Origin of the sequence: Pedobacter sp. (genome assembly GCF_031119335.1) — a bacterium.
GTDB lineage: Bacteria > Bacteroidota > Bacteroidia > Sphingobacteriales > Sphingobacteriaceae > Pedobacter.
In genome coordinates this window covers 23034-48800 of record NZ_JAVHXT010000003.1, presented here as the reverse complement: position 1 = coordinate 48800, position 25767 = coordinate 23034, and the positions used below count along the sequence as shown (strand labels likewise).

General features: G+C 37.3%; 25 protein-coding genes. 14 read left to right on the top strand and 11 right to left on the bottom strand.

The window, feature by feature from the left end:
• Positions 1-115 precede the first annotated feature (115 nt).
• The 3 genes from purB to REI64_RS04105 all read right to left on the bottom strand — a co-directional run bounded on the left by purB (position 116) and on the right by REI64_RS04105 (position 2184).
• A complete protein-coding gene (purB, locus tag REI64_RS04115; protein WP_308848832.1) occupies positions 116-1462 on the bottom strand; it encodes an adenylosuccinate lyase in 1347 nt (448 codons plus the stop codon).
• Between the two features lie 131 nt (positions 1463-1593).
• Positions 1594-1788, bottom strand: coding sequence for a hypothetical protein (locus REI64_RS04110; RefSeq protein WP_308848831.1), 195 nt, complete (start codon positions 1786-1788; stop codon positions 1594-1596).
• 195 nt (positions 1789-1983) lie between these two features.
• Complete coding sequence (locus REI64_RS04105; protein WP_308848830.1) at positions 1984-2184, bottom strand: hypothetical protein; 201 nt, start codon at positions 2182-2184, stop codon at positions 1984-1986.
• A gap of 429 nt (positions 2185-2613) precedes the next feature.
• On the opposite strand from REI64_RS04105, the gene REI64_RS04100 reads away from it, so the two are divergent.
• The 5 genes from REI64_RS04100 (at position 2614) to REI64_RS04080 (ending at position 6360) form a co-directional block, all read left to right on the top strand.
• A complete protein-coding gene (locus REI64_RS04100) occupies positions 2614-3180 on the top strand; it encodes a sigma-70 family RNA polymerase sigma factor (RefSeq protein WP_308848829.1) in 567 nt (188 codons plus the stop codon).
• Positions 3181-3182: 2 nt separating this feature from the next.
• Entirely contained in the window at positions 3183-4286 is a 1104-nt protein-coding gene (locus tag REI64_RS04095; protein ID WP_308848828.1) for a serine protease, read from the top strand.
• Positions 4287-4438: 152 nt separating this feature from the next.
• On the top strand, positions 4439-5362 hold the full coding sequence (locus REI64_RS04090) for a DUF72 domain-containing protein (RefSeq protein ID WP_308848827.1): 924 nt from the start codon (positions 4439-4441) through the stop codon (positions 5360-5362).
• A gap of 86 nt (positions 5363-5448) precedes the next feature.
• Positions 5449-6084, top strand: a complete 636-nt coding sequence (locus REI64_RS04085; protein ID WP_308848826.1) for a peroxiredoxin — start codon at positions 5449-5451, stop codon at positions 6082-6084.
• Between the two features lie 78 nt (positions 6085-6162).
• Entirely contained in the window at positions 6163-6360 is a 198-nt protein-coding gene (locus REI64_RS04080) for a cold-shock protein (protein ID WP_308848825.1), read from the top strand.
• A gap of 75 nt (positions 6361-6435) precedes the next feature.
• On the opposite strand, the gene REI64_RS04075 is transcribed toward REI64_RS04080, so the two are convergent.
• The 6 genes from REI64_RS04075 to REI64_RS04050 form a co-directional block, all read right to left on the bottom strand.
• Positions 6436-8190, bottom strand: a complete 1755-nt coding sequence (locus REI64_RS04075; RefSeq protein ID WP_308848824.1) for an OmpA family protein — start codon at positions 8188-8190, stop codon at positions 6436-6438.
• Between the two features lie 569 nt (positions 8191-8759).
• Positions 8760-9596 (bottom strand): HAD-IIA family hydrolase, encoded by an 837-nt coding sequence (locus REI64_RS04070; RefSeq protein WP_308848823.1) that lies wholly within the window; start codon positions 9594-9596, stop codon positions 8760-8762.
• Between the two features lie 8 nt (positions 9597-9604).
• Positions 9605-11098: an MFS transporter gene (locus REI64_RS04065; RefSeq protein WP_308848822.1), complete on the bottom strand. Its 1494-nt coding sequence runs from the start codon at positions 11096-11098 to the stop codon at positions 9605-9607.
• Between the two features lie 52 nt (positions 11099-11150).
• Entirely contained in the window at positions 11151-12485 is a 1335-nt protein-coding gene (locus REI64_RS04060) for a sn-glycerol-1-phosphate dehydrogenase (protein ID WP_308848821.1), read from the bottom strand.
• A gap of 193 nt (positions 12486-12678) precedes the next feature.
• Complete coding sequence (locus REI64_RS04055; protein WP_308848820.1) at positions 12679-13317, bottom strand: uridine kinase; 639 nt, start codon at positions 13315-13317, stop codon at positions 12679-12681.
• On the bottom strand, positions 13307-14647 hold the full coding sequence (locus REI64_RS04050) for a LysM peptidoglycan-binding domain-containing protein (protein ID WP_308848819.1): 1341 nt from the start codon (positions 14645-14647) through the stop codon (positions 13307-13309). Before REI64_RS04050 ends, REI64_RS04055 begins: the two co-directional genes overlap by 11 nt.
• 165 nt (positions 14648-14812) lie before the next feature.
• On the opposite strand from REI64_RS04050, the gene REI64_RS04045 reads away from it, so the two are divergent.
• Positions 14813-15292: a DNA starvation/stationary phase protection protein gene (locus REI64_RS04045; protein ID WP_308848818.1), complete on the top strand. Its 480-nt coding sequence runs from the start codon at positions 14813-14815 to the stop codon at positions 15290-15292.
• A gap of 140 nt (positions 15293-15432) precedes the next feature.
• Complete coding sequence (locus REI64_RS04040) at positions 15433-17259, top strand: UbiD family decarboxylase (RefSeq protein ID WP_308848817.1); 1827 nt, start codon at positions 15433-15435, stop codon at positions 17257-17259.
• A gap of 65 nt (positions 17260-17324) precedes the next feature.
• Here the strand turns inward: REI64_RS04040 and REI64_RS04035 are convergent, their stop codons facing one another.
• Both REI64_RS04035 and REI64_RS04030 read right to left on the bottom strand, forming a co-directional pair.
• The gene (locus REI64_RS04035; protein ID WP_308848816.1) at positions 17325-18851 is read right to left on the bottom strand and encodes a hypothetical protein; all 1527 of its coding nucleotides are present in this window, start codon (positions 18849-18851) and stop codon (positions 17325-17327) included.
• A 25-nt stretch (positions 18852-18876) separates the two neighbouring features.
• Positions 18877-19821 (bottom strand): hypothetical protein, encoded by a 945-nt coding sequence (locus REI64_RS04030; protein ID WP_308848815.1) that lies wholly within the window; start codon positions 19819-19821, stop codon positions 18877-18879.
• Between the two features lie 106 nt (positions 19822-19927).
• Here REI64_RS04030 and proS point away from each other — a divergent pair, with 106 nt between their 5' ends.
• The 7 genes from proS (at position 19928) to REI64_RS03995 (ending at position 25725) form a co-directional block, all read left to right on the top strand.
• Positions 19928-21400: a proline--tRNA ligase gene (proS, locus tag REI64_RS04025; protein ID WP_308848814.1), complete on the top strand. Its 1473-nt coding sequence runs from the start codon at positions 19928-19930 to the stop codon at positions 21398-21400.
• 88 nt (positions 21401-21488) lie between these two features.
• Complete coding sequence (locus tag REI64_RS04020) at positions 21489-22190, top strand: hypothetical protein (RefSeq protein ID WP_308848813.1); 702 nt, start codon at positions 21489-21491, stop codon at positions 22188-22190.
• Positions 22191-22339: 149 nt separating this feature from the next.
• Positions 22340-23479: a cystathionine gamma-synthase gene (locus REI64_RS04015; RefSeq protein WP_308848812.1), complete on the top strand. Its 1140-nt coding sequence runs from the start codon at positions 22340-22342 to the stop codon at positions 23477-23479.
• A complete protein-coding gene (locus REI64_RS04010; RefSeq protein WP_308848811.1) occupies positions 23472-23828 on the top strand; it encodes a type II toxin-antitoxin system HigB family toxin in 357 nt (118 codons plus the stop codon). Before REI64_RS04015 ends, REI64_RS04010 begins: the two co-directional genes overlap by 8 nt.
• 3 nt (positions 23829-23831) lie before the next feature.
• The gene (locus tag REI64_RS04005) at positions 23832-24188 is read left to right on the top strand and encodes a helix-turn-helix domain-containing protein (protein WP_308848810.1); all 357 of its coding nucleotides are present in this window, start codon (positions 23832-23834) and stop codon (positions 24186-24188) included.
• 10 nt (positions 24189-24198) lie between these two features.
• Entirely contained in the window at positions 24199-25059 is an 861-nt protein-coding gene (locus REI64_RS04000) for a TIGR02757 family protein (RefSeq protein ID WP_308848809.1), read from the top strand.
• A 153-nt stretch (positions 25060-25212) separates the two neighbouring features.
• Positions 25213-25725: a YdeI/OmpD-associated family protein gene (locus REI64_RS03995; protein ID WP_308848808.1), complete on the top strand. Its 513-nt coding sequence runs from the start codon at positions 25213-25215 to the stop codon at positions 25723-25725.
• Positions 25726-25767 lie beyond the last annotated feature (42 nt).

Sequence of the window (25767 nt, the reverse complement as noted above, 5' to 3'; positions counted from 1 at the left end):
ACCAATTGTTGTCTATTTTAGGTCAAATAAGATAGAATGTTGAATGATAAAATGAATGAAGGGCAGAATTGTTAATGCTAATATTCAATCATTCCAAATTTACTCATTCCAAATTTTAAAAAATCCCTGTATAATTGAAAGGTGTAATTTTCTTCAATTCAGTTTTTATATCGTCGTTCACATCCAGTTCATCAATAAAAACAGCAATAGTGTCTGCAGTAATTTTTTGGTTGGTTCTTGTTAACGCTTTCAGTGCCTCGTACGGATTTGGATAAGCTTCTCTACGCAAAACGGTTTGAATTGCCTCTGCTACAACTGCCCAGTTTTCATCTAAATCTGCATCAATTGCTTGTTGGTTAAGGATAATTTTACCTAAGCCCCTCAACGTAGAATTGATGGCAATTAAAGTATGTGCCATTGGTACGCCAATGTTTCTAAGCACTGTAGAATCTGTTAAATCTCTTTGTAAACGAGAAATAGGAAGTTTCGCCGCTAAAAACTCGAATAAGGCATTGGCAATACCAGCATTTCCTTCTGCATTTTCAAAATCAATAGGGTTTACCTTGTGCGGCATAGCCGATGAGCCAACTTCGCCTTCCTTAATTTTCTGCTTAAAGTAATTTTTAGAAATATAGGTCCAAATGTCGCGATCTAAATCGATAATGATATTGTTGATGCGTTTTAGGGCATCGCACTGTGCTGCAAACTGATCGTAGTGCTCAATTTGTGTAGTGTGTTGCGCTCTGCTTAAACCTAAGGTATCGTTTACAAAATCATTAGAAAATTTAACCCAGTTAATTTGTGGATAGGCAATATGATGTGCATTGAAATTCCCTGTTGCACCACCAAACTTTGCACCATTTGGAATTTGTGTCAGATTAGCTAACTGTACTTTTAAGCGCTCTACAAAAACCATAAACTCTTTACCTAATTTAGTAGGAGAGGCAGGCTGACCATGTGTGAAAGCTAAAAGTGGCACATTGCTCCATTCGTTTGCTAGGTCACTTAACTTTTGGATTAACTGCTCTATTGCTGGATAATAGCTTTCTGTAAGCGCAAGTTTAAACGTATAAGGAATTGCAGTGTTGTTGATATCTTGAGAAGTTAAGCCAAAATGGATGAATTCTTTATAAGCCTGCAAACCTAAATCATCAAATTTTGCTTTAATGAAATACTCTACGGCCTTAACATCATGGTTGGTTACACTTTCGGTATCTTTAACGCTTTGCGCATCTTTTTCGTCAAATGATTGATAAATATTCCTCAACTGAGGGAACAAGTTTTTATCGAAACTTTCGGTTCCAGGAATGTTTGCTTCAACTAATGCAATAAAATATTCTACCTCTACTAGTACTCTGTACTTGATTAATGCGTATTCAGAAAAATATGCTGCAAGTTTTGCGGTGGTTTTTCTGTAACGACCATCAATTGGAGAAATAGCTTGTAGAGAAGATAAAGTCATGTTTTATTGATTTTTATAAAGATGTGCAAAGTTAACATTTGTTGGCTATTAACATAGCTAAAAAGGAAAATGCCGTAAACGAAAAAAGCCCCGATATAATCGGGGCCTTTCTTATGCTTTTTACTATTTGACTAGTGAGCAGCTTTAGTTGTATCAACAACAGTAGTATCAGTAGTAACAACTGTATCAGTTACAGTAGTATCAGCAGTGATAGTAGTATCAGAACCTACAGTGTCAGTACCTTCGCCTTTGTTCTCAGAAGAACAAGCAACTACAGTTAAAGATAAAGCTAATGCTAAGAAGCCAAATTTGAATAAGTTTTTCATTTTAATTTTCGTTTAAACTTTTTTAATTAATTAATTACAACTTAATGCCGGTATCTTAAAAAGGTAACCCAAAAAATATAAATTATTTTTATATTATAATGTAAGTTGTTGATTGTTAGTATGTAATTTTTGTTTTTTTAAAACAAAAAAGTCCCGACAAAGGCCGAGACTTTTATAAATAATTTCAACTATTGACTAGTTAGCAGGAGTTGCAGCAGCTGGAGCAGCAGCACCAGTAGTATCAACAGCTACAGTAGTGTCAACAACAGTAGTATCTACTACAGTAGTATCAACAGCAGTTGTATCAGTACCTTCAGCAGCTTTTTCTGATGAACAAGCAACTACAGTTAAAGATAAAGCTAAAGCTAAGAAGCCGAATTTGAATAAGTTTTTCATGTTTTTAAATTATTAATTTTACTCTTAATGCCGCAAAGGTAAAAAGGTAACCTAATGTTTTAGAAAAAAAATAAAATATTTTTTATGGCGGCATTTTAGGTTACTTATTTGCGCTTTGGGTATTAAATTAAGTGTTTTGTATAGGCTTTTGTATCATAAACCCGATTGACGTGTAATACTTTTTGTTTTTTACGTGCTGTCATCCTGAACGCTAGTGAAGGATCTGTTAGTTATAGTAGATAAAAATAGCTTACTATTTACTTGGAATGACGGGTAAGCCAAACAAAAAGATTAAGCGGAAAGCGGGGCTACACAAAATAAGTAGTAGTACATTTGCTTTTCAAAATATAGATTTCGGACTGAAAATTTAAGTCGGTTATTTTTTTTGATTATTATTGGGTTACCATTTGAATTTAATTGTATTAATAAGTGAGTATAAAGTTAAGCAGTTCGTTACCAACAGATAGAGAGGTTGTTTTAGGCATACTCAATAACTCGGTAGAGGCATTAAATAAATTGTATGTATCGTATTTTCCGATGGTGCTACAGTTTATTTTAAATAACAATGGCGATGAAGATGATGCAAAGGATGTTTATCAGGAGGCCATTATTGTTCTTTATAATAAGATAAAAAGTGGTGATTTTGAGTTGAGCAGTAAATTAAAGACTTATATCTATTCTGTAAGTAGGAGGATTTGGTTGAAGAAACTGGCACAGCATAGCAAGAAAACCAGCAATATATCTGATTTTGAGGATGTGTTGATTGTAGAGGAAGATATGGAACAGCATGAACAAAAGGACATGCAGTTTGATAAGATGAAAGTGGCATTGGAGAGCTTGGGCGAACCTTGCAAAACAATTATCGAAGATTTTTACATTAACAACCAATCGATGCAGGAGATTTGCGAAAAGTTTGGCTATACCAATGCGGATAATGCCAAAACGCAGAAGTATAAGTGCTTACAGCGATTAAAGAAATTATTTTTTCAATCATAGAGATGAGACAAGATTTAGAATTAGAGGCTATTATTGAAGATTACCTAAATGGTAAATTAACACATGAGGAGCGTGTTGCTTTTGAGCAATTGCGAAACAACGATCCGATGGTAGACCATAAGGTGGTGGCTCATAAGGTTTTTTTAGAGTCGATGGCGCAGTATGCACACATTGTTAAGCTAAAAGAACAAATGGATGCTGCACATGCTCATATCGATGTAGTGTCGTTGACCGAAGAGTTGAAACCTCATCCGTCTAAATTGGTGAGGTTGTGGAGAGGTAGTAAATCTGCTGTGGCTATTGCTGCTTCATTTATTTTGCTGGCAATGGTTTCTTTGTATTCTATACAAAATAACAATAAACAGGCTGGTACTTTCCAGGCAATGAGCCAAGATATGGCACAGATTAAGCGTTCTCAAAGTGGTTTAATTAGAGATATTAAATCTATCAAAACCGACAATAGAAACAACAACACTGGAAGCAGACCTCGATTTGGTGGTTCTGGTTTCGCTATTTCTGGTAACGGTTATATTGTGACTAACTACCATGTTGTTCGCGGAGCGGATTCTGTTCATGTACAAAATAGCAAAGGTTCGTACAAAGTACAGTCTATTTATACTGACCCAGTAAATGATATTGCGATCTTAAAAATTAACGATAAATCTTTCGATAATTTACCTACTTTACCTTACACTATTAAAAAAGGTGCTTCTGGCGTTGGTGAAACAGTATTCACCTTAGGTTTCCCTAAAGATGAAATTGTATTAGGCGACGGTTATGTAAGTGCTAAAAATGGTATCAACGGCGATACTTTGGCCTATCAGGTGGCTATCCCTGTAAATCCAGGTAATAGTGGTGGTCCGTTGTTAGATAATAATGGTAATGTTGTAGGTATCATTAATGGTAAAGAAAACAAAACAGATGGTGCTACTTTTGCAGTGAAGTCTAAATATATCATGGAAGCTTTAAATGCTATTCCGCAAGATTCATTAAGCAGACGAGTGTCTTACGGTAAAAAGAGCGCATTGAAAGGTTTGAAGCGTGACAGACAGTTTGAAAAACTGCAAGATTATGTTTTCATGATTAAAGTTTACAATAACAACTAAGTTATTTTATAATTAAGGATGAACCCCGAAACATTTAATTGTATTCGGGGTTTTTACTTTTTATTATGCCACAGATGCACAGATATTACTTTGTAATATATAATGATGAAATAATATCTGTGCATCTGTGGCTAACTAACTATATTTAAAGCATGGAATTTGGAAGAGTTGAACCCAACGAAATAGAGCAGATCGATTTTAGCCTACCACTAGATGGCGAACAAACAAAGCGTACGCTGAAAGGTAAGGCTGCGAAAGACCCAAAGTTTTTTGTAGGCTGTGCTAAATGGGGCAGAAAGGAATGGCTAAACCTAATTTATCCGCCTAAAACCAAAGAAAAGGATTTCTTGGGCGAATATGTAAATCATTTCAATTCTATTGAGCTGAACGCAGTTTTCTATGGTATTCCGAAAGAAGAGCAGATATTGAAATGGAAAGAAATGGCGGACAAGCGAGCAGATTTTTTGTTTTGTCCGAAGTTTTCTAGAGGGATTACACATATAAAACGTCTCAATAATGCACAGGCAGAAACTGACTTGTATTTAAAAGCAATTAGCGCATTTGGCGATAAACTCGGTCCATGTTTTTTGCAGTTGGGAGATAATTTCGGTCCAAAAAACTTACCCGTTTTAGAAAGTTATTTGGAATCCTTACCTCGTGATTTTAATTTGTTTTTAGAAGTACGCCATGAAGAATGGTTTGCTAACGCTGATGATAGAAAAGCTTTGTTTTCGATGTTGGCAGATTTAAAGGTAGGAGCCGCAATAACTGATGCAAGTGGTAGGCGAGATTGTTTACACATGGAGTTACCGACACCAAAAGCTTTTATACGCTTTGTTGGAAACGGAGGTAAGTTTTTAGAAAGCTCTGATATGAAAAGGGTAGATGATTGGGTAGAAAGATTAGCAGATTGGATAGACAAAGGGTTGGAAGAGATTTACTTCTTTTTGCATCAGCATGATGAAAGCGATACACCTCTAATTGCGGATTATACGATTGAACAGTTCAACCAAAAGTTAGGGAGCAAGCTGCCAAGAATTAAGTTTTTGGGAAAGCAAGGTGGTTTGTTCGACTAATCGCGTAGTTTACCCATTGCAAAAATCACGTTGGTTTTGTAACTTGAATTTATAATTAAACGATTTTTCATTTTAAAAATAACACTATGAGTTTACGAATAGGGGATATAGCTCCGAATTTTAAGGCTACAACGTCTATAGGTGAAATAGACTTTTATGAATACTTAGGCGATAGTTGGGGAGTTTTATTTTCGCATCCGGCAGATTATACACCAGTTTGTACTACAGAATTAGGCAGAACTGCTGCTTTAAAGGGCGAATTTGATCAAAGAAATGTAAAAGTTCTAGCGCTAAGTGTAGATCCAGTTGATTCGCATTTAGGTTGGATTAAAGACATTAATGAAACGCAGAACACTAACGTTGACTTTCCAATTATTGCAGACTCTGATAAAACTGTAGCTAATTTGTATGACATGATTCATCCGAATGCGTCAGAAACTTTAACAGTTCGTTCGTTGTTCGTGATTGGCCCAGATAAAAAAGTGAAGCTGATCATCACTTATCCAGCTTCTACGGGCAGAAACTTTAACGAAGTTATACGAGTAATAGATTCGTTGCAGTTAACCGCTAATTACAGTGTAGCCACGCCCGCAGATTGGAAAGATGGCGAAGATGTAATTGTAGTTAACAGCATCAAAACTGAAGACATACCTGCTAAATTTCCGAAAGGTCACAAGGTTATTAAACCATATTTAAGGACTACGCCGCAACCCAATAAATAATTATTAAGCACTTGATTGTTAATTATAATTCGTTAGATTTACGTTAATAAGATTATCAATTTAAAAATATAGAACTAAATGAGTACCGGAAAAGTAAAATGGTTTAATACCGAAAAAGGTTATGGGTTTATCTCTCAAGACTCAGGCAAAGAAATTTTTGTACATTTTAAGGATGTAGAAGGCGGCATTAATGGAATTAAGGAAAACGATGATGTGGAATTTGAAGTAGCTGAAGGTAAAAAAGGACCTCAGGCTGTAAACGTAAGAAAAGCTTAATTATATTCAATTATACGTCTAAAAACAAAGCCCCGTTAGAAATAATACTATCGGGGCTTTGTTTGTGTAGAAGATTTAGAAGTTCAATACTTTAATCTCTGTTCTTCTATTAGCTTGATGTTCTGCATCTGAACAGTTCGTCCCGTTTCCGCAGTTGTTGGTCAGTTTGGTTTCACCGTAACCTTTGGCAACTAATCTGCTTTTTGCAATGCCATTAGCTACTAAATAATTTACTGCTGCATCTGCACGTTGTTGAGATAATTTCATGTTGTAAGCATCGTTACCTCTGCTATCTGTGTGAGAAGACAGCTCGATTTTTAACGATGGGTTTTGTTTCATAATGGCAACTACATTATCTAAAATTACAGCTGCATCTGTACGGATATTTGATTTATCGAAATCGTACAAGATGTTTTTCAATACCCACTGACTGCCAGTTGCCAATTCGCAAACACCTAATTTTAAGGTTACATAAAGTGTTTTGCTTCTATCCAAGCCTTTGGTGGTTACTAATTCAGTTTGCGAATATCTACCTTGATGATTAGCCACCACCGTAAAGTCTGATTGTGCTTCTAATTGATAGATGAATTTGCCTTGCACATCTGAGATTTGACCAACATTGGTTTTAGAACTGGTATTCGTTAAAACAGTGTTGATGCTTGACAAATTGCTACCTTTATTACAATCGAAAGTTTCTCCTATTAAGGTAAATCTAGGGTCGTCATGATAGATTTCTTTGAAGATTATTGCAGAGCTAGATTTGAAATCTTCTTCGGTTAAAGTTAGCAATGGTGTTTTAATGCCGTTTTTCTCGCCAACTACTCGGTAGGTACCTGAAGATATTTTGGCAATTTTTTGTGCTTGTCCGTTTACATCTGTAATAGATTTTTCATCGATATTGCCACCTTTTACGCTTACAGTAACACCACTTAAAGCTAAGCCAGTTTGTTTATCCTTAACCACAATTTGCAAATCTTTTGAGGCCACCAAAGGCTTAACCACGTCTTCGTATTTAGCAACAGGGTCTTTTGCTGGAGCAGGTTTTTTACTTCCGCCGAAAATGAATTTAATACCAGCACCGGCATTGATAGTTTTATGCAAGGTGTTTTCTCTTACCCTAACTTCGTTGTAGTGGTCTAATATGCCATTTTTAACACCTACTGCTAGGTCTATCGGGGTATGTTCAACACTTCTTTCGATGGTAAATCTGCTTGGTTTGTTGCCGAAAGTTGTGCCAAAGGTTTGTACGTAATCTACGTGAGCGAACAAAGCAATTTTAGGTGCAATCTTGTAGTTTAGACGCAAACCACCCACACCAGCCCAACTGTTTGCTTTGTTACTGGCATCGTTGGTGGTGTATTTGATATCGTGATTAAAAGTGCCTAATGCATTTCTGTAAGTTAAGGTAGTGGTGTACTCTGGAAAGTTTTGCATCATTACTCCACCACGTAAATAAAGCTCTGCATGGAAGTTGTTTTTAGTGATTTTGTAGCTGGGTCCAAAAGTGAAAAGGTAATCTTGAAAGCGAGGTTTGTTTTTGTAATCTGTGACAATGTAGCCGTTGGCGAATATCACACTATCGGCTTGGTTAATGCCATTTTGGATAAAACGAGCGTCAATTCCTAAACCAAATTTGTTGCCTTTAAAATACTTATCGAAGAATAAACCCGAGTGGAAACCTAATTTGGTATCGCCAATGGTTTTGTATTTGCCAATCGGCTGACTAATTCCTCCTTGTAACCCTATTTGAAAATCTCCGCTTGGCTTTTCTTGTGCGGCTGCTAAAAATGTAAATCCTAGTAACATTAATGCAAGTGAAAATCTTTTCATAATTTCTTATTTTTCGTTTAACATTCTGTTCTTAATTGTTTCGCCAATAGTGGCATTTAATATTTAATCAAGATGAAATGAAAAATGTTACCCCTTTGAAGAATGATTGAATAATGAATTTTAAAATTGACACTAATATTTAGTCTGGAGTAGGGAACGGATTGCAAATAGGGGAGATAGGGCTTGGTGATTGAAGATCACGAAGGGCGATTACGAAGGCTAGACAGATAAACGTTGGCGAGGACGCCAACGATGGCAACTCTTTCTTGTACCCTTGTAGCTTTGGTGTTTTTCTGTTCAAGAGTGCGGAAATTATGAAATAATCTAGACCTTTGAACAGGTTTTTGGTTGTCTAAACCCGATTGAATTGGAAAACTTTTTTGGAGCAATATCTAGACTTCGTAAGTTTTTAAACGGCGTAGCTCTCAACTTTACCATTGAAAAATAATGATAGCTGAAAAGTTAAACTTACGAAGTCTTAGAATATCATTAGCATTCACAAAAAACTTGGAAAGAAAAGCGGGACTTACGAGAATAGTAATCCTGAATTTGCTTTTCTAAAAATGGAACTAGCCTTTGCCATGCTCTAATAACTCTTGAATTTCTGCCAAATCTTTAGCTACGATATCAGGCTTCGTAGTGGCTTGTTGCACATCTTTGGCTGTAGCTTCGCCCGATAAAACCAAAATACCCAATGCACCAGCATTTTTTGCCATTTGCACATCGGTATAAATCCTATCTCCAACCATGGCAATTTCGTTGGGCTGCAGATTGTATTTTTGAATAATTCCATCTAGCATACCTGGGTCTGGTTTGCCGATCACAATATCTGGATTTCTTTTGGTGGCACCCTCAATGCAGGCGCAAATTGAACCACAATCTACCAAAATGTTCGGCTGGTCTGTAGGGCAAACCCAATCTGGATTGGTAGCAAAATAAGGTAATTGCTGACTAGCCCAATAGGCGGCTCGGCAAAGTCTTGAATAAATTAACGACGTATCGAAACCTACTACCAAAGCATTTGGTTTATCATCAGCGCTATCTGCCGTAGAGATGAAACCAGCCTCTTCAAACTCTTTAACCATACTTGGAGTGCCCAATATGAATAGTTTTTTGATAGCTGGATGATGGTTTTTGATATAGTTGATAGTTGCTACGGCCGAAGTATACATCTCTTCCTTTGTAGCCGGAATACCCATTTTTTCTAAATGCTTGAGGTAATCTGCTGTGCTCTTAGACGGGTTATTGGTTAAAAATGAATAACCGATGCCGTTAGCTTTTAGGTAGTTTAAAAAGCTATTGGTAAACGGAAATAAGGTGCTGCCGTTATAGATGGTACCATCCATATCGAGTGCAAAATGCTTGATGTTTTTTAATTGTGTTGTAATATCTGAAGTAGTTGTCATTGTTTCAATTAGTGTGCTTTTGTTTCTAGTTCATCGTAACCGTGTGCTTTGGCTTTCCACATTAGTGCGAAAATAAATACGCAAAGTATGGCCATTCCAATCATCATTATGAATACATAATCCCAAGCATTGTCTGGATTTGTTTTGCTGAGCGCATCTACCATAGCGCCGATACCAACGCCAGAAACTAAACCGCTAGCGTACCCAAATAAGCCTGTTAAACCGTTTGCTGTTGCGGCAGCTCTGTTGGTAGCTTGGTTTGCTGCCGCGATACCGATTAGCGCTTGCGGCCCGTAGATAAAAAATCCGCACATGGCTAATACAAAAATCATTACCCATTGCGGGCTGCTATCTGGAAGGTATAAAAAGATGGTCATAAACACCGCCACGCCAATCATACAGTAAAGAGAGGTACGATGTGCTTTTCCGGCTAGATATTTATCGGTAACCCATCCGGCTGCAAGCATTCCTAAAATTCCGAAGATCTCGAATACTGCCACTGTCCAGCCAGCGTTGCTTAGGGTCATTCCGTGTGCTTCCTTTAGAAATGTAGGTCCCCAATCTAGTACAGCAAAACGAACTACGTATACGAAGAAATTAGCAATACCTAATATCCAAATCCATTTATTACGATATACGTGTTTGCTAACGAATGCTTTAAATTCGGCAGAAGAGTCTTTTCCTTTTTTGTGTATTTTGTGTAGTTCGGGCAAACCGACAGAAGAAGGAGTATCTCGCAAGCCAACGAATAATCCGATAGAACCTACTAAAGCGATGGCAGCTGGGATCCAGAAACACCATTTCCAAGCTGCGTAATGAGAAGCAGATTCGATTACGCTTTTCATTTTCTCCGCATCTGTTGGGTCTACTTTCAAGTTCGCAGCGATAGAGGCAACAATTTCAGGGTTGTTGCTCATGTTTGTACCCATAGTGCCCATAATGTAGCCAGCTAGAATTGCAACTAAAGCTGCGCCAATGGAATGTGAGGTATTCCAAATCGACATTTTTGTAGCTAGCTCGTTTTGTGGGATCCAGTGCGTTAACAAGCGTGCCACAGGAGGGAAGCCGCTGCCTTGGATTAAGTTGTTGATGATTAAAATAACGCCGAATATAAGTACCATGGTGTTGGTGAACATTGGTCCGCCAGTTTCTCCGGTAAATATGGTGCTTAAATCGGCACCCCAGCCAAATGCAAAATTTGCCACGGCACAGAGGAATAAACCGATAGACATGTGGTAGCGGGCATTTACCCTATCTGCCAATACGCCATTTAAAAACCTTGACACCCCATAAACAATGGTTACCAAAGTCATGATGATACCGAAACTTGTTTTGGTAATGCCAAATTCTGCCGTTAGCCCTGGTATAGCAAAAGAGAAGTTTTTGCGCACGAAATAGAATAAGGCATAGCCAATCATGGTGGCTACAATAGTTCTAGTTTGCCAGTATTTAAACAGTTTGGCTGTTTTTGTGTCGTTTGGAGTGGTTTGTTCTTGATTCATTTTGGGTTAACTGTTAGATCGTTAAACTGGTTAATTGCAATTAGCATTTTACTTAAATCTTCCAGATGCCGTCTTTTCCAAAAAGCTGATCGAGCCATTGGTCAAGGTAGCCAGTTCTTACTGCCAAATCAAGTATCGTAAATCTTCTTCTAATATACTGTGCTCTTACAAATGTTTCTTTGAGTTTTTCTCTGCCGATACCAATATGCTCTGGTTCGGTTGGTGCGCCAACGGTGGCTAAACGTGCTTTCGCTTCTTCAAAAGGTACAATCTGTTGCGCTAATTTCTGCTTCATTATAGCCCAGTTATCTTTTAAAGTTTGTAATTGCTTTTCTAATTCTTGATGATCGATGTATTTAGCCTTAGTTTCTTGCCATCCAATCTCCGGAAAATCTGATCCTTCGAAGATGGCTAGTGATTGCTTCTTTAATTCATCAAGAGTTGGCCATTGTTTCAATGCAGCCTGTATATCGAGCTTTTCAAAATCTGTTTTCAGCACCACATCATACAATGCGGTTATAGCTAAAGTACCAATACTCACCTGAAAACCATGTGAAATGTGCTCGCCGTTATTAAGGTGGTGTTCCATATTCCAAAGGTGACTAAATTGATGCTCGGCACCAGAAGCTGGTCTACTCGATTTAGACCACTGCATTGCAAAACCACCCAGCATTAATCCCTCTGTTAACTGCGTAACTGCATTAGTGTCACCATCTTTAGTTCCTTTTGGATCAGCAAGCGCTTCGTGTAAGCCATTCTGTACAATAGACCAAGCCGTTTCATCGATAGGTTCTACATTTAATGCGTCGGCCAAAATCCAATCGGCACCGGCAGTTACTTTAGCAAATAAATCGGCATAGCCCGAGGCTGTCATTTCTGTTGGTGCAGCACTTAAAATGTCGATATCCGCTAGACAAGCTTGTGGTGCAGGGCAATTGAACGTTTGTTTAGCGCCATTTGCGGTGATAGAAGCTCCGAAAGCAGTATAGCCATCCATTGAAGCTGCTGTAGCAACACATAAATAGGGGCGGTCTGTTAAATACGCAGCTAATTTGGTCAGGTCGTTGATGGTACCAGAACCAACGGCTACCGGTATCGCATCGTGTTGCTTTAATGCGTCAACCAGTTCATCAACATATTTGTATTCTGCGTAAAGTTCTGTGTCGGTATAGATGTAAGCTGTTTCTTGTTCAATGCCTTCGCTTTCAAATTGTTTCATTACTGTTTTTCCGGCAATTTCAAATGTGGTGGTATCAGCAACTATAATAGCTTTCTTGTTGGGAAACTGCTCTTTAAATAGTTTTGAGGTTAATTTTAATACATCTTGCCCAATAATTAAGGCTTTGGTTTCGCTGGCGGATTTTAAGGCACTGGCTACTTTAGACATGGATTAAGTTTCGTTTATTGATTTGGTTCGGTGATTTTTGGTTGATTTTATCATCAAATAAACGATTTTTAAAAAAATAAAACAAATCAAAAGTTAAAAAATAACATTTTGAAACTTTTTAAGTAACAGTAGAAACTTTATAAAAAAAGAAAAGCGCCAAATTTGGCGCTTCAACTATCATATTTTTCTGTTATTAACTGCAATAGTTTTTCTTAAACTCTGCCGACATCTCTTCCGTAATGCGGATAATGTCATCTGCCTCGTTAGAGTTATTAAATACTAAATGATTGCAGGTTTCTTTGTACGGCAATAAATACTCTTTGTAAGCTGGAACTACGTGGTTATGCCATTTATAAAGCACGTCATCCTCCGGATAGCCACGTTCAATGCCATCTCTTTGTATTCTTCTTTCTAAGGCGATGTTCTCATCAGCTTCTATAAAGATTTTATAATCGATAAGCTTATGTATTTCTGTAAAGTGTAGAATGAAAAGCCCTTCAACTATGATGATGGGGGCTGGATGAATTTCTAAGATTTTAGTTACTGCCAGCGGATTGTTAAAGTTGTATTCCTTTTTGTAGACAGTTTCTCCATTGATCAATTTTTTGATATCCAGTAAAAACTGCTGGTCGTCAATAGTGCTTGGCAGATCGAAGTTGTACAATTTGTTTTCTTCCTGCGTCATTTCTCCGGCAGGTATATAATAATCATCTTGCGAAACCAAAGTAACTTCATCTGTTTTAAAATGATGAAGAAAGCTATGTAAAAAGAATGTTTTGCCAGAACCACTACCGCCAGCAATACCGATAATTACAGGTTTATTATTTGTCATTTTCTTTTGGACCATAGGTTAGATTACAGAAAAAACGTTTGTCTAATGCGCCAACTGCATCAGCTACTGCTTTAGTCATTACTATGATTACGTCTTTTGTAGTTTCGTTTTCAGTGAATTTACCCACAACTTTAGCAAAGGTAGATCTATTAGTCATGGGATTGGTAATTTGTATAATGGTACCCACTGGTGCAGTACGATGTAGAATAAGCATTTTATTTGCGTCAAGATCTGGATCGCTGATCCAAACTGCAGTACCTTTTTCCTCAATTTTATTTAATCCGTACACTGCGGCAGGTCGTTTCAGGTTTGGATTTTTTAAAGTTTCACTGCCTTCTGTTGGTTCGTCATTATCATTGTTAGCTGCAACAACTGCCGCTGGTTTTTCGCCTTTGATAATCAATTTTTGTCCAACTGTAAGATCATTAGAACTTAAATTATTGAAAGTCTTAATCTGGTAAGTAGTTAACTGGTATTTTTGTGCAATAGAATAAATTGTTTCTCCTGTTGTCACAATATGTTCAAAGCTTGGATCGGTTTTAGTGTTAACCTGCGGAGTGGAAACAACAGACTCAGATGTTTTCGTTTCTACTGGCTTAACTGGAGCCGGAGTAGGTATGCTTTGGGTAGGAGTGGTTTGCACTTGTTCGCCACTTGTTTTAACTGGTATCTTTAAAATTTGACCAATACTCAAGTTATTTGAACTTAAATTGTTTGCTTCCTTAAGTTCTTCTACTGTAATGCCATATTGTTTGGCAATTACACCTAAATATTCTTTTGGTTTAACGGTATGTTCTGTGACTAAATTGGCAGCCACCGTTGGTGGAGGTGTTTCAGCTTGTTTAGTAACCGCGGGCGAAGGTGGTGCAACATTCCCAGTCTTCGTAAATGGTACTTTCAAAACTTGTCCAACTTGTAAATTGTTCCCTGTTAAATTGTTCAGTTTTCTGATGTCTGCAACGGTAGTGGCAAATTTTTCAGCTATTAAATTTAAATTGTCTTTGGCAGCAACTGTATAATCAAAAAAACTGGTAGCATTAATTGAAGGCGATTTAGTAGCAGCAGTAGTAGCTTGGCTAAATGGAATATCCGTAGGTACTTTGATGATGGTGCCAATTTGCAACCCTACATTGTTGTTATAGTTTTGTATATCCTTTACGTTAACATTGTATCTTCTTGATATTGAATAGTAACTTTCTTTTGGATCTACTTTATGAAGGATTAATTTCTTGCCGTTATTGTTTTCTACACCGATTGAATCTACTGGCTTATTGGCATACGCAACACTAGAGCACAGCAGAGCGGCGATTAAAATATATCTTTTTAACATCTATATTTCTATTTTTTGGAGGTACAATTATACGAATAATATATAGGAACGCTAACATTGTAACTAAACGGTAACATTTTGTATTCTATTATCTCGATAAGTGATTAACGTCAAACTAATTCATTTATGTTTTGTTAACTTGGTACTATTAAAATCAATGTTATTATGTCAGCAAAAGAAATAAACTTAACAGAAAAACAGGTTAAACCAGTGGTTGATATGTTGAACGAATATTTAGCAAACTATCACATCCATTACCAAAAACTAAGAGGCTGCCACTGGAATGTAAAAGGTCAGAGCTTTTTTACGCTACATCTAAAGTTTGAGGAACTTTATACCAACGCTCAACTAACTATCGATGAAATTGCCGAGCGTGTACTAACCTTGGGTAAACCACCGCATAGCCGTTTTGCAGATTATATTAAGGAATCTACTATTAAAGAAATTGATACCATTGGTCTGGCTGATACCGCTATGGTTGAAGCTATTTTAGATGATATGACCAAGTTGATTGAATTGGAGCGAGACTTGTTAGATGCTACTGATAAAGCTGGGGACGATGGTTCTAATGATATGGTAAATCGTTTCATGCAGTTTAAGGAAAAAACCATTTGGATGTTAAAATCATTCTTGGGAAAGAAATAGAATTGATAATTGGTTAATGTGATGATTAGCTAATTTTCGTAGCCGCAGATGCACAAATTATTGAGAAATAATCTGTGCATCTGTGGCTTTTTTATGATTTACGTCATTCTCAAATCATCGCATTCTTCTATCTTTGTTGCATGGGATATCGAAGTTTAGCCGAATGCGTTGCCGATTTAGAAAAACACGGTCATTTAATCAGAATTAAGGAGGAAGTTGATCCTTATTTAGAGATGGCCGCCATCCATCTTCGTGTTTACGAAAAGCAAGGTCCTGCTTTATTGTTCGAAAAAGTAAAGGGTAGTCCATTTAAAGCCGTTTCAAATCTATTTGGGACAATAGAACGCTCAAAATTTATGTTCAGGGATGCTTTGCCAAAAGTTCAAGAACTGGTAGAGTTGCGCTCTGATCCTATGAAGGCGCTTAAAAGTCCTTTCAAGTATGCGGGTTCTGCACTAACGGCGCTTTCGGCTTTGCCCATGAAACAATCTTTATTTAAAAGCACGTTTCAAAAAACTACCATCTCTGCAATTCCTCAAATTGTAAATTGGCCAATGGATGGAGGTCCATTTATTACCATGCCGCAGGTTTTTACAGAAGATATTGATAAACCGGGGGTGATGAATAGTAATTTGGGTATGTATCGTATTCAACTTGCAGGAAACGATTATATTCAGGATAAGGAGATTGGACTACACTATCAAATTCACAGGGGAATTGGTGTTCATCAAACCAAAGCAAATAAAAAAGGACAACCGCTTAAAGTAAGTATTTTTGTAGGTGGGCCGCCATCACATCCTTTGGCAGCAGTAATGCCTTTACCAGAGGGATTAAGTGAGCTTACTTTTGCAGGTGCTTTAGGCAATAGAAGGTTCCGGTATTTTAGGGATGATGAGGGATTTGTTATTTCTGCCGATGCAGATTTCGTAATTACTGGAACTGTTTATCCGCATGAGAATAAGCCAGAAGGTCCTTTCGGAGATCACTTGGGTTATTACAGTTTGGTACATCCTTTTCCGTTAATGAAAGTACATAACGTCTATCATAAAAAAGATGCGCTTTGGTCATTTACTGTGGTTGGCCGCCCGCCGCAGGAAGATACAAGTTTTGGTGCGCTGATACACGAAATTTCTGGTTCGGCAATTCCGCAAGAAATTCACGGATTAAAAGAAGTAAATGCAGTTGATGCCGCAGGCGTGCATCCTTTATTGTTTGCCATAGGTAGCGAACGCTACACGCCGTATTTAAAAGAAAGAAAACCTCAGGAAATTCTAACTATCAGTAATCATATTCTAGGTAAAAATCAGCTGAGTTTGGCTAAATACTTGTTTATTGCAGCCAAAGAAGATGACGAAAATTTAGATACTCACGACATTGCTCATTTCCTTAGTCATGTGTTAGAACGTATAGATTGGAGTCGGGATATTCATTTCCATACCAATACCACTATAGATACTTTAGATTATTCTGGCGACGGCTTGAATTCTGGTTCTAAGGTGGTGTTTGCAGCAGCGGGAGAGAAGAGGAGACAGTTGTTGACAGTTTTATCTGATGATTTTAAATTAGCAGGGATTTACAAATTAGCTAGTCCGGGAATTTTAGCTGTGCAATTGGATGATTACTTAAATCCACAACAAGGTAAGCAAGCAATAGAAGCTTTAAAACTACAGTTAGCTACCTGCGATTTAAGTCAGTTGCCTCTGATTGTAGTTTGTGATGATGCTGCCTTTACTGCGGAAAATATAAATAACTTAGTTTGGGTGGCTTTTACAAGAAGTAATCCGGCTGCTGATATTGATGGGGTAGACGCTTTTACCGAAAATAAGCACTGGGGATGTAATGGCTCGCTGATTATCGATGCTCGTAAAAAGCCACATCATGCGCCAGAATTAATTAAAGATTTGGAAGTGGAAAAGAGAGTAGATAAGATGGGAGAGCCGGGTGGCTCGCTTTATGGAATAATTTAAAACAGCTTTAACAAAAAAAATCCCACGGCTATCTCGTGGGATTTTTTTGTTAAAACAAATTGCTATTAAAATCTCAAACCGAAGGTTAGGAAGAAATTATTATTTGTGAATTTTGAACTAGCCATTGGCTCAGAGCCATTATTCAATGTATAAGGCAAGTTGGTACCATTGGTTTCTACTCTTTGGTAAGCCACATCGAAATAGTAATTATTTACTCTATAGCCTAAACCACCACTATACATTTTCGTGTCAAACAATTTATCATCGTCATTTTTATAAGGACTGCCGTTTAAACCGTAACCTGCTCTTAAGCTAATATTATCAATTTTGTACTCACCGCCAACTCTGTAATTAACAGCACTTTTATAGTTGTTCCTAACAGTAGCATTACTATTGTTAATATCGGTTTGTCCAAAACCATCGCCAGTGGTAGAAAATCTGATAGTCGAATAATCAATAAAGTCTACGTCAGCAGATATAATACCCTGTCCGCCGATAACGTAGCTTGCACCTAAAGATCCTTTTAACGGAGTTCTTAAATTATAAGTGAAATCATAAGTAATAGCGTTGTTGGTAAATACATCGTTAGACAACTTGTTATTTACAACTTCAGAATAAGTGTCGTCTATAGTAAACCAAGTAGGGGTTTGGAAAGTTGCTCCAATTCTGAAAGCACTCACAGGTCTAAAAATTACACCAAGTCTTCCATTAACTCCAGAACCTCTAGTTTCTTGATTTTGAAGATAAGATAATGTATAGTTTTCAACGCCAGTAAAGCCATCAGTTTGGTCGTATGGATTTAGGCTTCCGCTTTCGGTAAATTCTGAGTCGCTGGTATAGCGTAAGCTAACTAAGCCGATATTGGCACCAATGTAAACTTGATTTGAAATATTTATAGCTCCAGCAAAATTAAATTCTGAAACAGAGCCAGAACGAATTTCATTTTTAGATTGATTGTTTGCAATGAAAGGATTACCTGCGCTATTTGCCGTATAAGCGTTGGCGCTACCAGGCGCATTGAAATTAATCAAGTAACTATCATAAGCCATCCCTTCCAATGAGTTTGTAGCAATCGAATTATCGCTAGGGTCTTTGTATCTATTAGCTAGTTCAGCGAAGAAATTTCTGATGGAGTTATTATTGTTTATGCCGCCAAAATTGCTTTCCATTGCATAATCGTTATTACGAGTATAACCCAGTCCAAATACAGTACTTACTACACCTTTTTGGGCATCTTGTCCTTTCATTCGTGTGCTAGGAGAATAAAAAACAGCACCAATTTGGTTAATATTTAAACGACTTTTGTCAGTTTTCATATTTGTACCTAAAAAGCTTGCATCTACACCCGACTGATTAAATTCTGGGGTGAAAGCAAATTCAGATCTAGTGAATAAGCCAAGTCCAGCTGGGTTTCCACCTAAAGAACTCATATCGCCACCTACACCAATTTGTGCATTCCCCATACCTTTAAAACGGGCAGTACTTCCATAATTTGATTGAGAGAAACGAAGCCCGTCTGAGCCGTATTGGGCATATGTAGTGCCTACAGTTGCTACCATAGCAACTGCAAGCATTAAAGTTATCTTTTTCATTTTGTGTTTGATGTTAATTTAGCGATTATCTACCTCCGCCTCTAGTTGGTCTACCTCCGCCAGAAGAGCTACTTCCTCCTCCAGAACTACCGCCTGTTCTACCGCTACTACCACTAGATGACGATTGTGGGGGTGGTGAATAAGATGGTCTTGAACTTTCTGTAGTACGAGTTGGTCTCGAATCTCCATTATTCGAACCCGCCCTGCTTGGTCTTGAATCACGTGTAGTACTACTACCTCTAGATGAGGTACCGTTAGTAGTTGTAGTAGGATTGTAAGCTTCAGGTCTCGAACCTGTACGTCCAATCACACCTGTATTACCCCCAGTTCTAGCACCTCTGTCTATTACGGACCCATTAGGTCTAACGCCTATACCGTTTTCAGCACCGCGGTTTGGTCTAGCTCTATAATTGTCATTTCTAACAATTGCGCCGCCTCCCCAGCCGCCACCTCCCCAGTAACCGCCGCCCCAACCGAGACCACCGCCCCAGCCAAAGCCTCCACCCCAACCGAAGCCACCGCCCCAGTAAGAATAAGGTCCCCAAGTGTTCCAATAATATGGACTACCATAATATGCCCAAGAATTAAAGGGATTCATCCAACGGTTAAACCCCCAGCCATAGTGGAAACCTAAAGACCAATCGTAAGGATTATACCAAGAATTGTAACCGTAGAAATTATAATAGTCATCAAAATAAACTCTATTCGGACTGCCATAATAGAACCTGTCGATCCTAGAAGCGTAATCCATATCGTATTCAGGATTACTATTTTTATAATTGGGATCGTAACGGGAAGTATCTATCTGAGCAGTTTGCACAGGCGGGGCATATTTATAAACCCTGGCTTGCGCTGTAGTGTTGTACACATCGTCGGCACTATTATTCTGTGCCATCTTTTGTGTAGAGCATGAAGCAACCAATAAAGAAGCTGCTGCAAGCGTACTGGTGAAAAATTGATTAACTCTCATCGTATTTAGGTTTTAATTTGTGTGCTAATTAAATTGTGACTATAAATTTATAGATTTGTAGCCTTTAATACAAGATTTTTAACACAAAAAACGTTCCAAATAAGTTATGAGCAAAGGTATTACGAGTAAAAGTGAAGATTATTCGCAGTGGTATAACGAAATTGTTATAAAAGCCGATCTAGCAGAGCACTCATCAGTGAAAGGTTGTATGGTAATTAAGCCGTACGGTTACTCAATCTGGGAGAAAATGCAAGCGGTTTTAGACCATAAATTTAAAGAAACAGGTCATAGCAATGCGTACTTCCCCTTGTTCATTCCTAAATCTTATTTTTCTAAGGAAGCTTCTCACGTAGATGGCTTTGCTACTGAATGTGCAGTTGTAACTCACTATCGTTTAAAAAACGATGGAACTGGTAATATCATTGTAGATGAAGAAGCTAAGTTGGAGGAGGAATTGATTGTTCGTCCCACTTCTGAAACCATTATCTGGAACACTTACAAAGGGTGGATCCAATCTTACCGGGATTTGCCTTTATTGATTAATCAATGGGCTAACGTAGTGCGTTGGGAAATGAGAACCCGCTTGTTTTTGCGTACTACAGAGTTTTTGTGGCAAGAAGGTCATACGGCTCACGCTACAGCAGAAGAGGCAATTGAAGAAACTGAGAAAATGTTGGATGTATATGCCGATTTCGCAGAAAACTGGATGGGTGTACCTGTAGTAAAAGGAAAGAAAACAGAAACAGAACGTTTCGCTGGTGCTTTAGATACTTACTGTATTGAAGCTCTAATGCAAGACGGTAAAGCTTTGCAGGCTGGTACTTCTCACTTTTTAGGTCAGAATTTTGCCAAAGCATTTGATGTGAAGTTCACGAGCAAAGAAGGTAAACAGGAATACGTTTGGGCAAGTTCTTGGGGTGTTTCCACCCGTTTAATGGGGGCATTAATTATGGCGCATAGCGATGATAGTGGTTTAGTACTGCCTCCTAAATTGGCTCCAATTCAAGTGGTAATTGTGCCTATCCATAAAGGTGATGAAGAACTGCAAAAAATCTCTGCATTTGTTGATGAATTGATCCCTAGTTTAAAAGGTTTCGGCATTTCTGTAAAATACGATGATAGGGATAGCCAACGTCCAGGATTTAAATTTGCAGAATATGAGTTAAAAGGTGTGCCTATTCGTTTGGCTATTGGTGCCAGAGATATGGAAAATGGAACTGTCGAGCTAGCCCGTAGAGATACTAAAGAAAAACTTACAGTTCCTCAGGAAGGTTTAGCAGAGTATATCTTCCAGATGTTAGCGCAAATTCAGCAAAATATTTACGATAGAGCTTTGAAATTTAGAGATGAGCACATCACAGAAGCTAATTCGTATGAGGAGTTTAAAGACTTGTTAGAAACTAAAACAGGTTTCATTGCAGCGCATTGGGATGGTACTGCTGAAACAGAAAAACGCATCAAGGAAGAAACAAAAGCAACTATTCGTTGTATTCCTTTAAATAATAAATTGGAAGATGGTGTTTGTATCTTAACAGGCAAGCCATCTAAGCAAAGGGTATTGTTTGCGAAGGCTTATTAATTAGATTTGAGTATTGAGATGTGAGATTTGAGACTTTCATTAGTCATTGCATCTCACATCTATTATCTCATATCTCAAATCTCAAAACATGGAAAAAGAAACGACTAACTATCAGCTTATTCTCGGCAAACTTGAAAGCAAAGCATCCTTAAAACAGGAAATTTATAGAAACACAGTTGATGTTTTTGCAATTGCTAAGAAAGCGCTGTCTAAATTGGCTTCTCGTTTACATCAAGATTATACGCAAAAAGATCCCTCTGTTGAGGTTGCCTATAGGGATACACATCAATTTGAAGCAGAGCTTAAGTTCTCTGGAGATATGTTGTTGTTATCCATGCACAGTAACGTTTTTAATTTTGAAGAAGGACACCGGATTTATTCGTCTAGTTACATTAAATCAAATCCATGTTTAAGTTATTGTGGGGTAATTTATATCCACAATTTTTTAGCTGATTCTATTAAATACAATCGTTTGGCTGACGAGGGTACACTGATAGCTCGTATCTTAGTGAATAAGGAAAAACGTTTTATAGTAGAAGGTGAGGGACAACTAGGTTTTTTGTATGAAGCTTTTAGTGAGTATGAAATTAACGAAGAGGTTTTAACGCACATATTTGAGCTAGCAATTTTAAACTGTATGGAAATGGATTTGCAATTACCGCCATACGCTTCGGTAAAAGATATTACATTGCATCAAAAGCAAACAACATTGGCTGCGAGCGGTTATCCAACAGGTAAACGTTTGGGGTATTTATTTAAATCTGAAGTACAACAGAATAATAGTTTATAAAATCTCACTACGTTGTCATTTCGATGAGGAACGAAGAGAAATCTAAAAACATATATATTAGAACTCTTTATTTTTACACAAACGAGAGTATAATTAATAACTAAGCCATGTAGTTAACCTATGTTTCTATGTGGTTAAAAAATATTGATATGAAATTTGCAACTAAAGCCATACACGCAGGTCAAGAGCCAGATCCTACAACAGGAGCGATCATGACCCCAATTTATCAAACCTCAACTTATTGGCAAGCTTCTCCAGGCGATCATAAAGGCTACGAGTACTCTAGAGGTACAAACCCAACCCGTAAAGCTTTGGAAGATTGCTTAGCGGCTTTAGAAAATTGTAAATTCGGTTTAGCTTTCAGTAGCGGAATGGGCGCAACTGACTGTTTGTTAAGGCTGTTAAAGCCTGGTGATGAAGTCATCACTGGAAATGATTTATATGGAGGTTCTTATCGTATCTTCACTAAAATCTATCAAAATTATGGTATCAAATTCCATTTCTTAGATTTATCAAAACCTGAGAATATCACGCCGTATATCAATGAGAAAACCAAATTGGTTTGGATAGAAACGCCAACCAATCCAACTATGCGTATCATTGATATTGAAGGTGTTGCAAAGATTACAAAAGCGAATAACATCCTTTTAACTGTTGATAATACTTTTGCATCGCCATATTTACAGAATCCTATAGATTTAGGTGCCGATGTAGTAATGCACTCGGTTACTAAATATATTGGTGGTCACTCTGATGTAGTAATGGGTGCCTTGTTGACTAACGATGAAAAATTATATAAAGATTTGTTCTTCGTTTACAATGCTTGCGGCGCAACGCCAGGTCCTCAAGATGCTTTCTTGGTATTAAGAGGAATTAAAACCTTGCACTTGCGTATGAAAGCACATTGCGAAAACGGCGAAAAAGTAGCTCACTTCTTGCGCAATCATCCGAAAATTGATAAAATTTACTGGCCAGGTTTCGAAGACCATCCTAATCATGATGTAGCTAAAAAACAAATGCGTGGTTTTGGAGGAATGGTTTCGGTAACTTTAAAGGATGCAGATTTAAAAGAAACATTCCGTATTGCTTCTCGATTTAAAGTATTCTCATTAGCGGAGTCTTTAGGTGGTGTAGAAAGTTTGGTAAATCACCCTGTGAGCATGACACATGGTTCTATCCCTAAAGAAGAGCGTGAAAAAGTTGGTGTAACCGATAATTTATTGCGTTTTAGCGTAGGAGTAGAGGATATTGATGATTTGTTGGCAGATTTGGAGCAAGCACTTGTTTAAACAGATTTCCCATATTGGGAATTATTTTTATATTTGTAATGAAATTGCATCACATTTGAGAGTTATTGCAAAAAAGATATTACGAGATTTTTGGTTAAATCATGCTGATTGTGAGCAACAATTAAAGTCTTGGTACAAGGAGGCGGATAAGGCCAAGTGGACAAATTTTAATGAACTGAAAATTGATTATCCTAGTGCAAGCATATTAAGTGATAATCGGGTTTGTTTTAACATAAAAGGAAATAGCTATCGTTTAATTGTACGAGTAAATTTTGATTATCAGATGATGTGGATAAGATTTATAGGAACGCATGCAGAGTACGATAAAATCGATGCAAATAAAATTTAAGTGATGAAATTGAGACCTATTAAAACAGAAAATGATTATAACTTGGCTTTAGAAAGGCTCGATGAAATATTTGATGCCAAAAAAGGCTCGATGGAAGGGGATGAGCTTGAAATTTTAGGTGTTTTGATTGAGAAGTATGAAGATGAGAACTTTCCTATAGCACTGCCAGACCCTATTGAAGCAATAAAATTTAGAATGGAGCAATTGGATTATTCGCAAAATGATCTAGCTAGTGTAATTGGTTTGAAAAGTAGAGCAAGTGAGATTTTAAATAAGAAAAGAAAGCTTTCTCTTGAAATGATTAGGAAGTTGAGTGAAACACTTCATATTCCTTCTGAAGTATTAATACAAGCATACTAAAATATAGCTAATGAAAGTAGCTGATTTAAAGTCATTCCTGGATGTAAAAGTAGCTCAATACAATCAGCCTAATTTCATTACGAACGATCCAATTAGTATTCCGCATCAGTATAACTTAAAACAAGACATTGAAATTGCTGCATTTTTTGCGGCAATTTTAGCTTGGGGGCAACGAAAAACAATTATCAACAAATGTAATGAGTTGTTGGCGAGGATGGATAATCAGCCTTATCAATTTATGCTACATCATTCTGATAATGACTTGAAAGGCCTGTTGGGTTTTAAGCATCGTACTTTTAATGATACCGATTTGTTATATTTTGTCGCTTTTTTTCAGCAACACTATCAGCAGTCAAATTCATTGGAAACTGCTTTTATACCTAAAGCTTTAACCTACAGAACAGATTATTTAAGTGTTGAAGAAATAACTTCTGGATACGAGTTGACTTCTTCTACTTGCTATACTTCAGATTTGGTGATTGTTGATTTTACGATAGAAAAAGCTTTAAACCACTTCCGTTCTTATTTTTTCAGTTTACCCGATTTTCCTCGTAGAACGATTAAGCATGTTTCTTCGCCAACACAAAAATCTACCTGTAAACGTTTAAATATGTTTCTCCGCTGGATGGTTAGAAAAGATAATTGCGGCGTAGATTTTGGTATTTGGAATACCATTCTTCCAGCAGATTTGATTTGCCCTTGTGATGTACATGTGGACCGCGTAGCACGACGTTTCGGATTAATAGAACGTAAACAGACCGATTGGCTAACTGCATTGGAACTTACAAAACACTTAAAAGAATTTGATGCGGAAGATCCAGTAAAATATGATTTTGCGTTGTTTGGATTGGGAGTGGAAGGGGAGTTTTAATTGGATGGTTAACTGATCAACTGTTTAAATCGGTTAATTGTTTGAACTGTTGTCAGTCTGAGCTTGTCGAAGACTATTTTATGTTCTTAGTTTCTAGTTTGTTTAGTATAGTTATCGACTTGAACTTTTTATTTTATACTTTTAACTTAGGTTATGGTTAATTTCAATGCGGAGATAGAACGATTTGATAGCAATGGCGAGAAAACTGGCTGGAGCTATGTTTTCGTGCCCGACGCTATTGCACAGCAAATAAAAGCCGATGATAAACGTGGTTTTAGAGTTCGGGGACATATCGATAATCTGCAAATTAGTGGGAAAAGTTTATTGCCTATGGGTGGTGGTGATTTTATTTTGCCCTTAGATGGCAAAATCCGTAAACAATTAAGAAAGGAGGCTGGTAGTCCTGTTTCACTTTCTTTGGAGCACGATGTAGATTTTAAAATTGAAATGCCCGAAGATTTGGAAGTTTGTTTGGCTCAAGAAGATGGTTTATTGGAGCATTTTTTATCTTACACTAAATCACATCAGAATTATTTTATCGTTTGGCTAAATACTGCTAAAACAGAAGTAACCAGAACCAAGCGTTTAATCATGATTGTTGATGCAATGGCGAAGAAACAAGATTTTGGTTTGATGATTAGGAGTAATAAAAAAAGTAATCAGTAGACAGATATCAGTTTAGAAAATGTGATGATTGCTGCCCCTCAA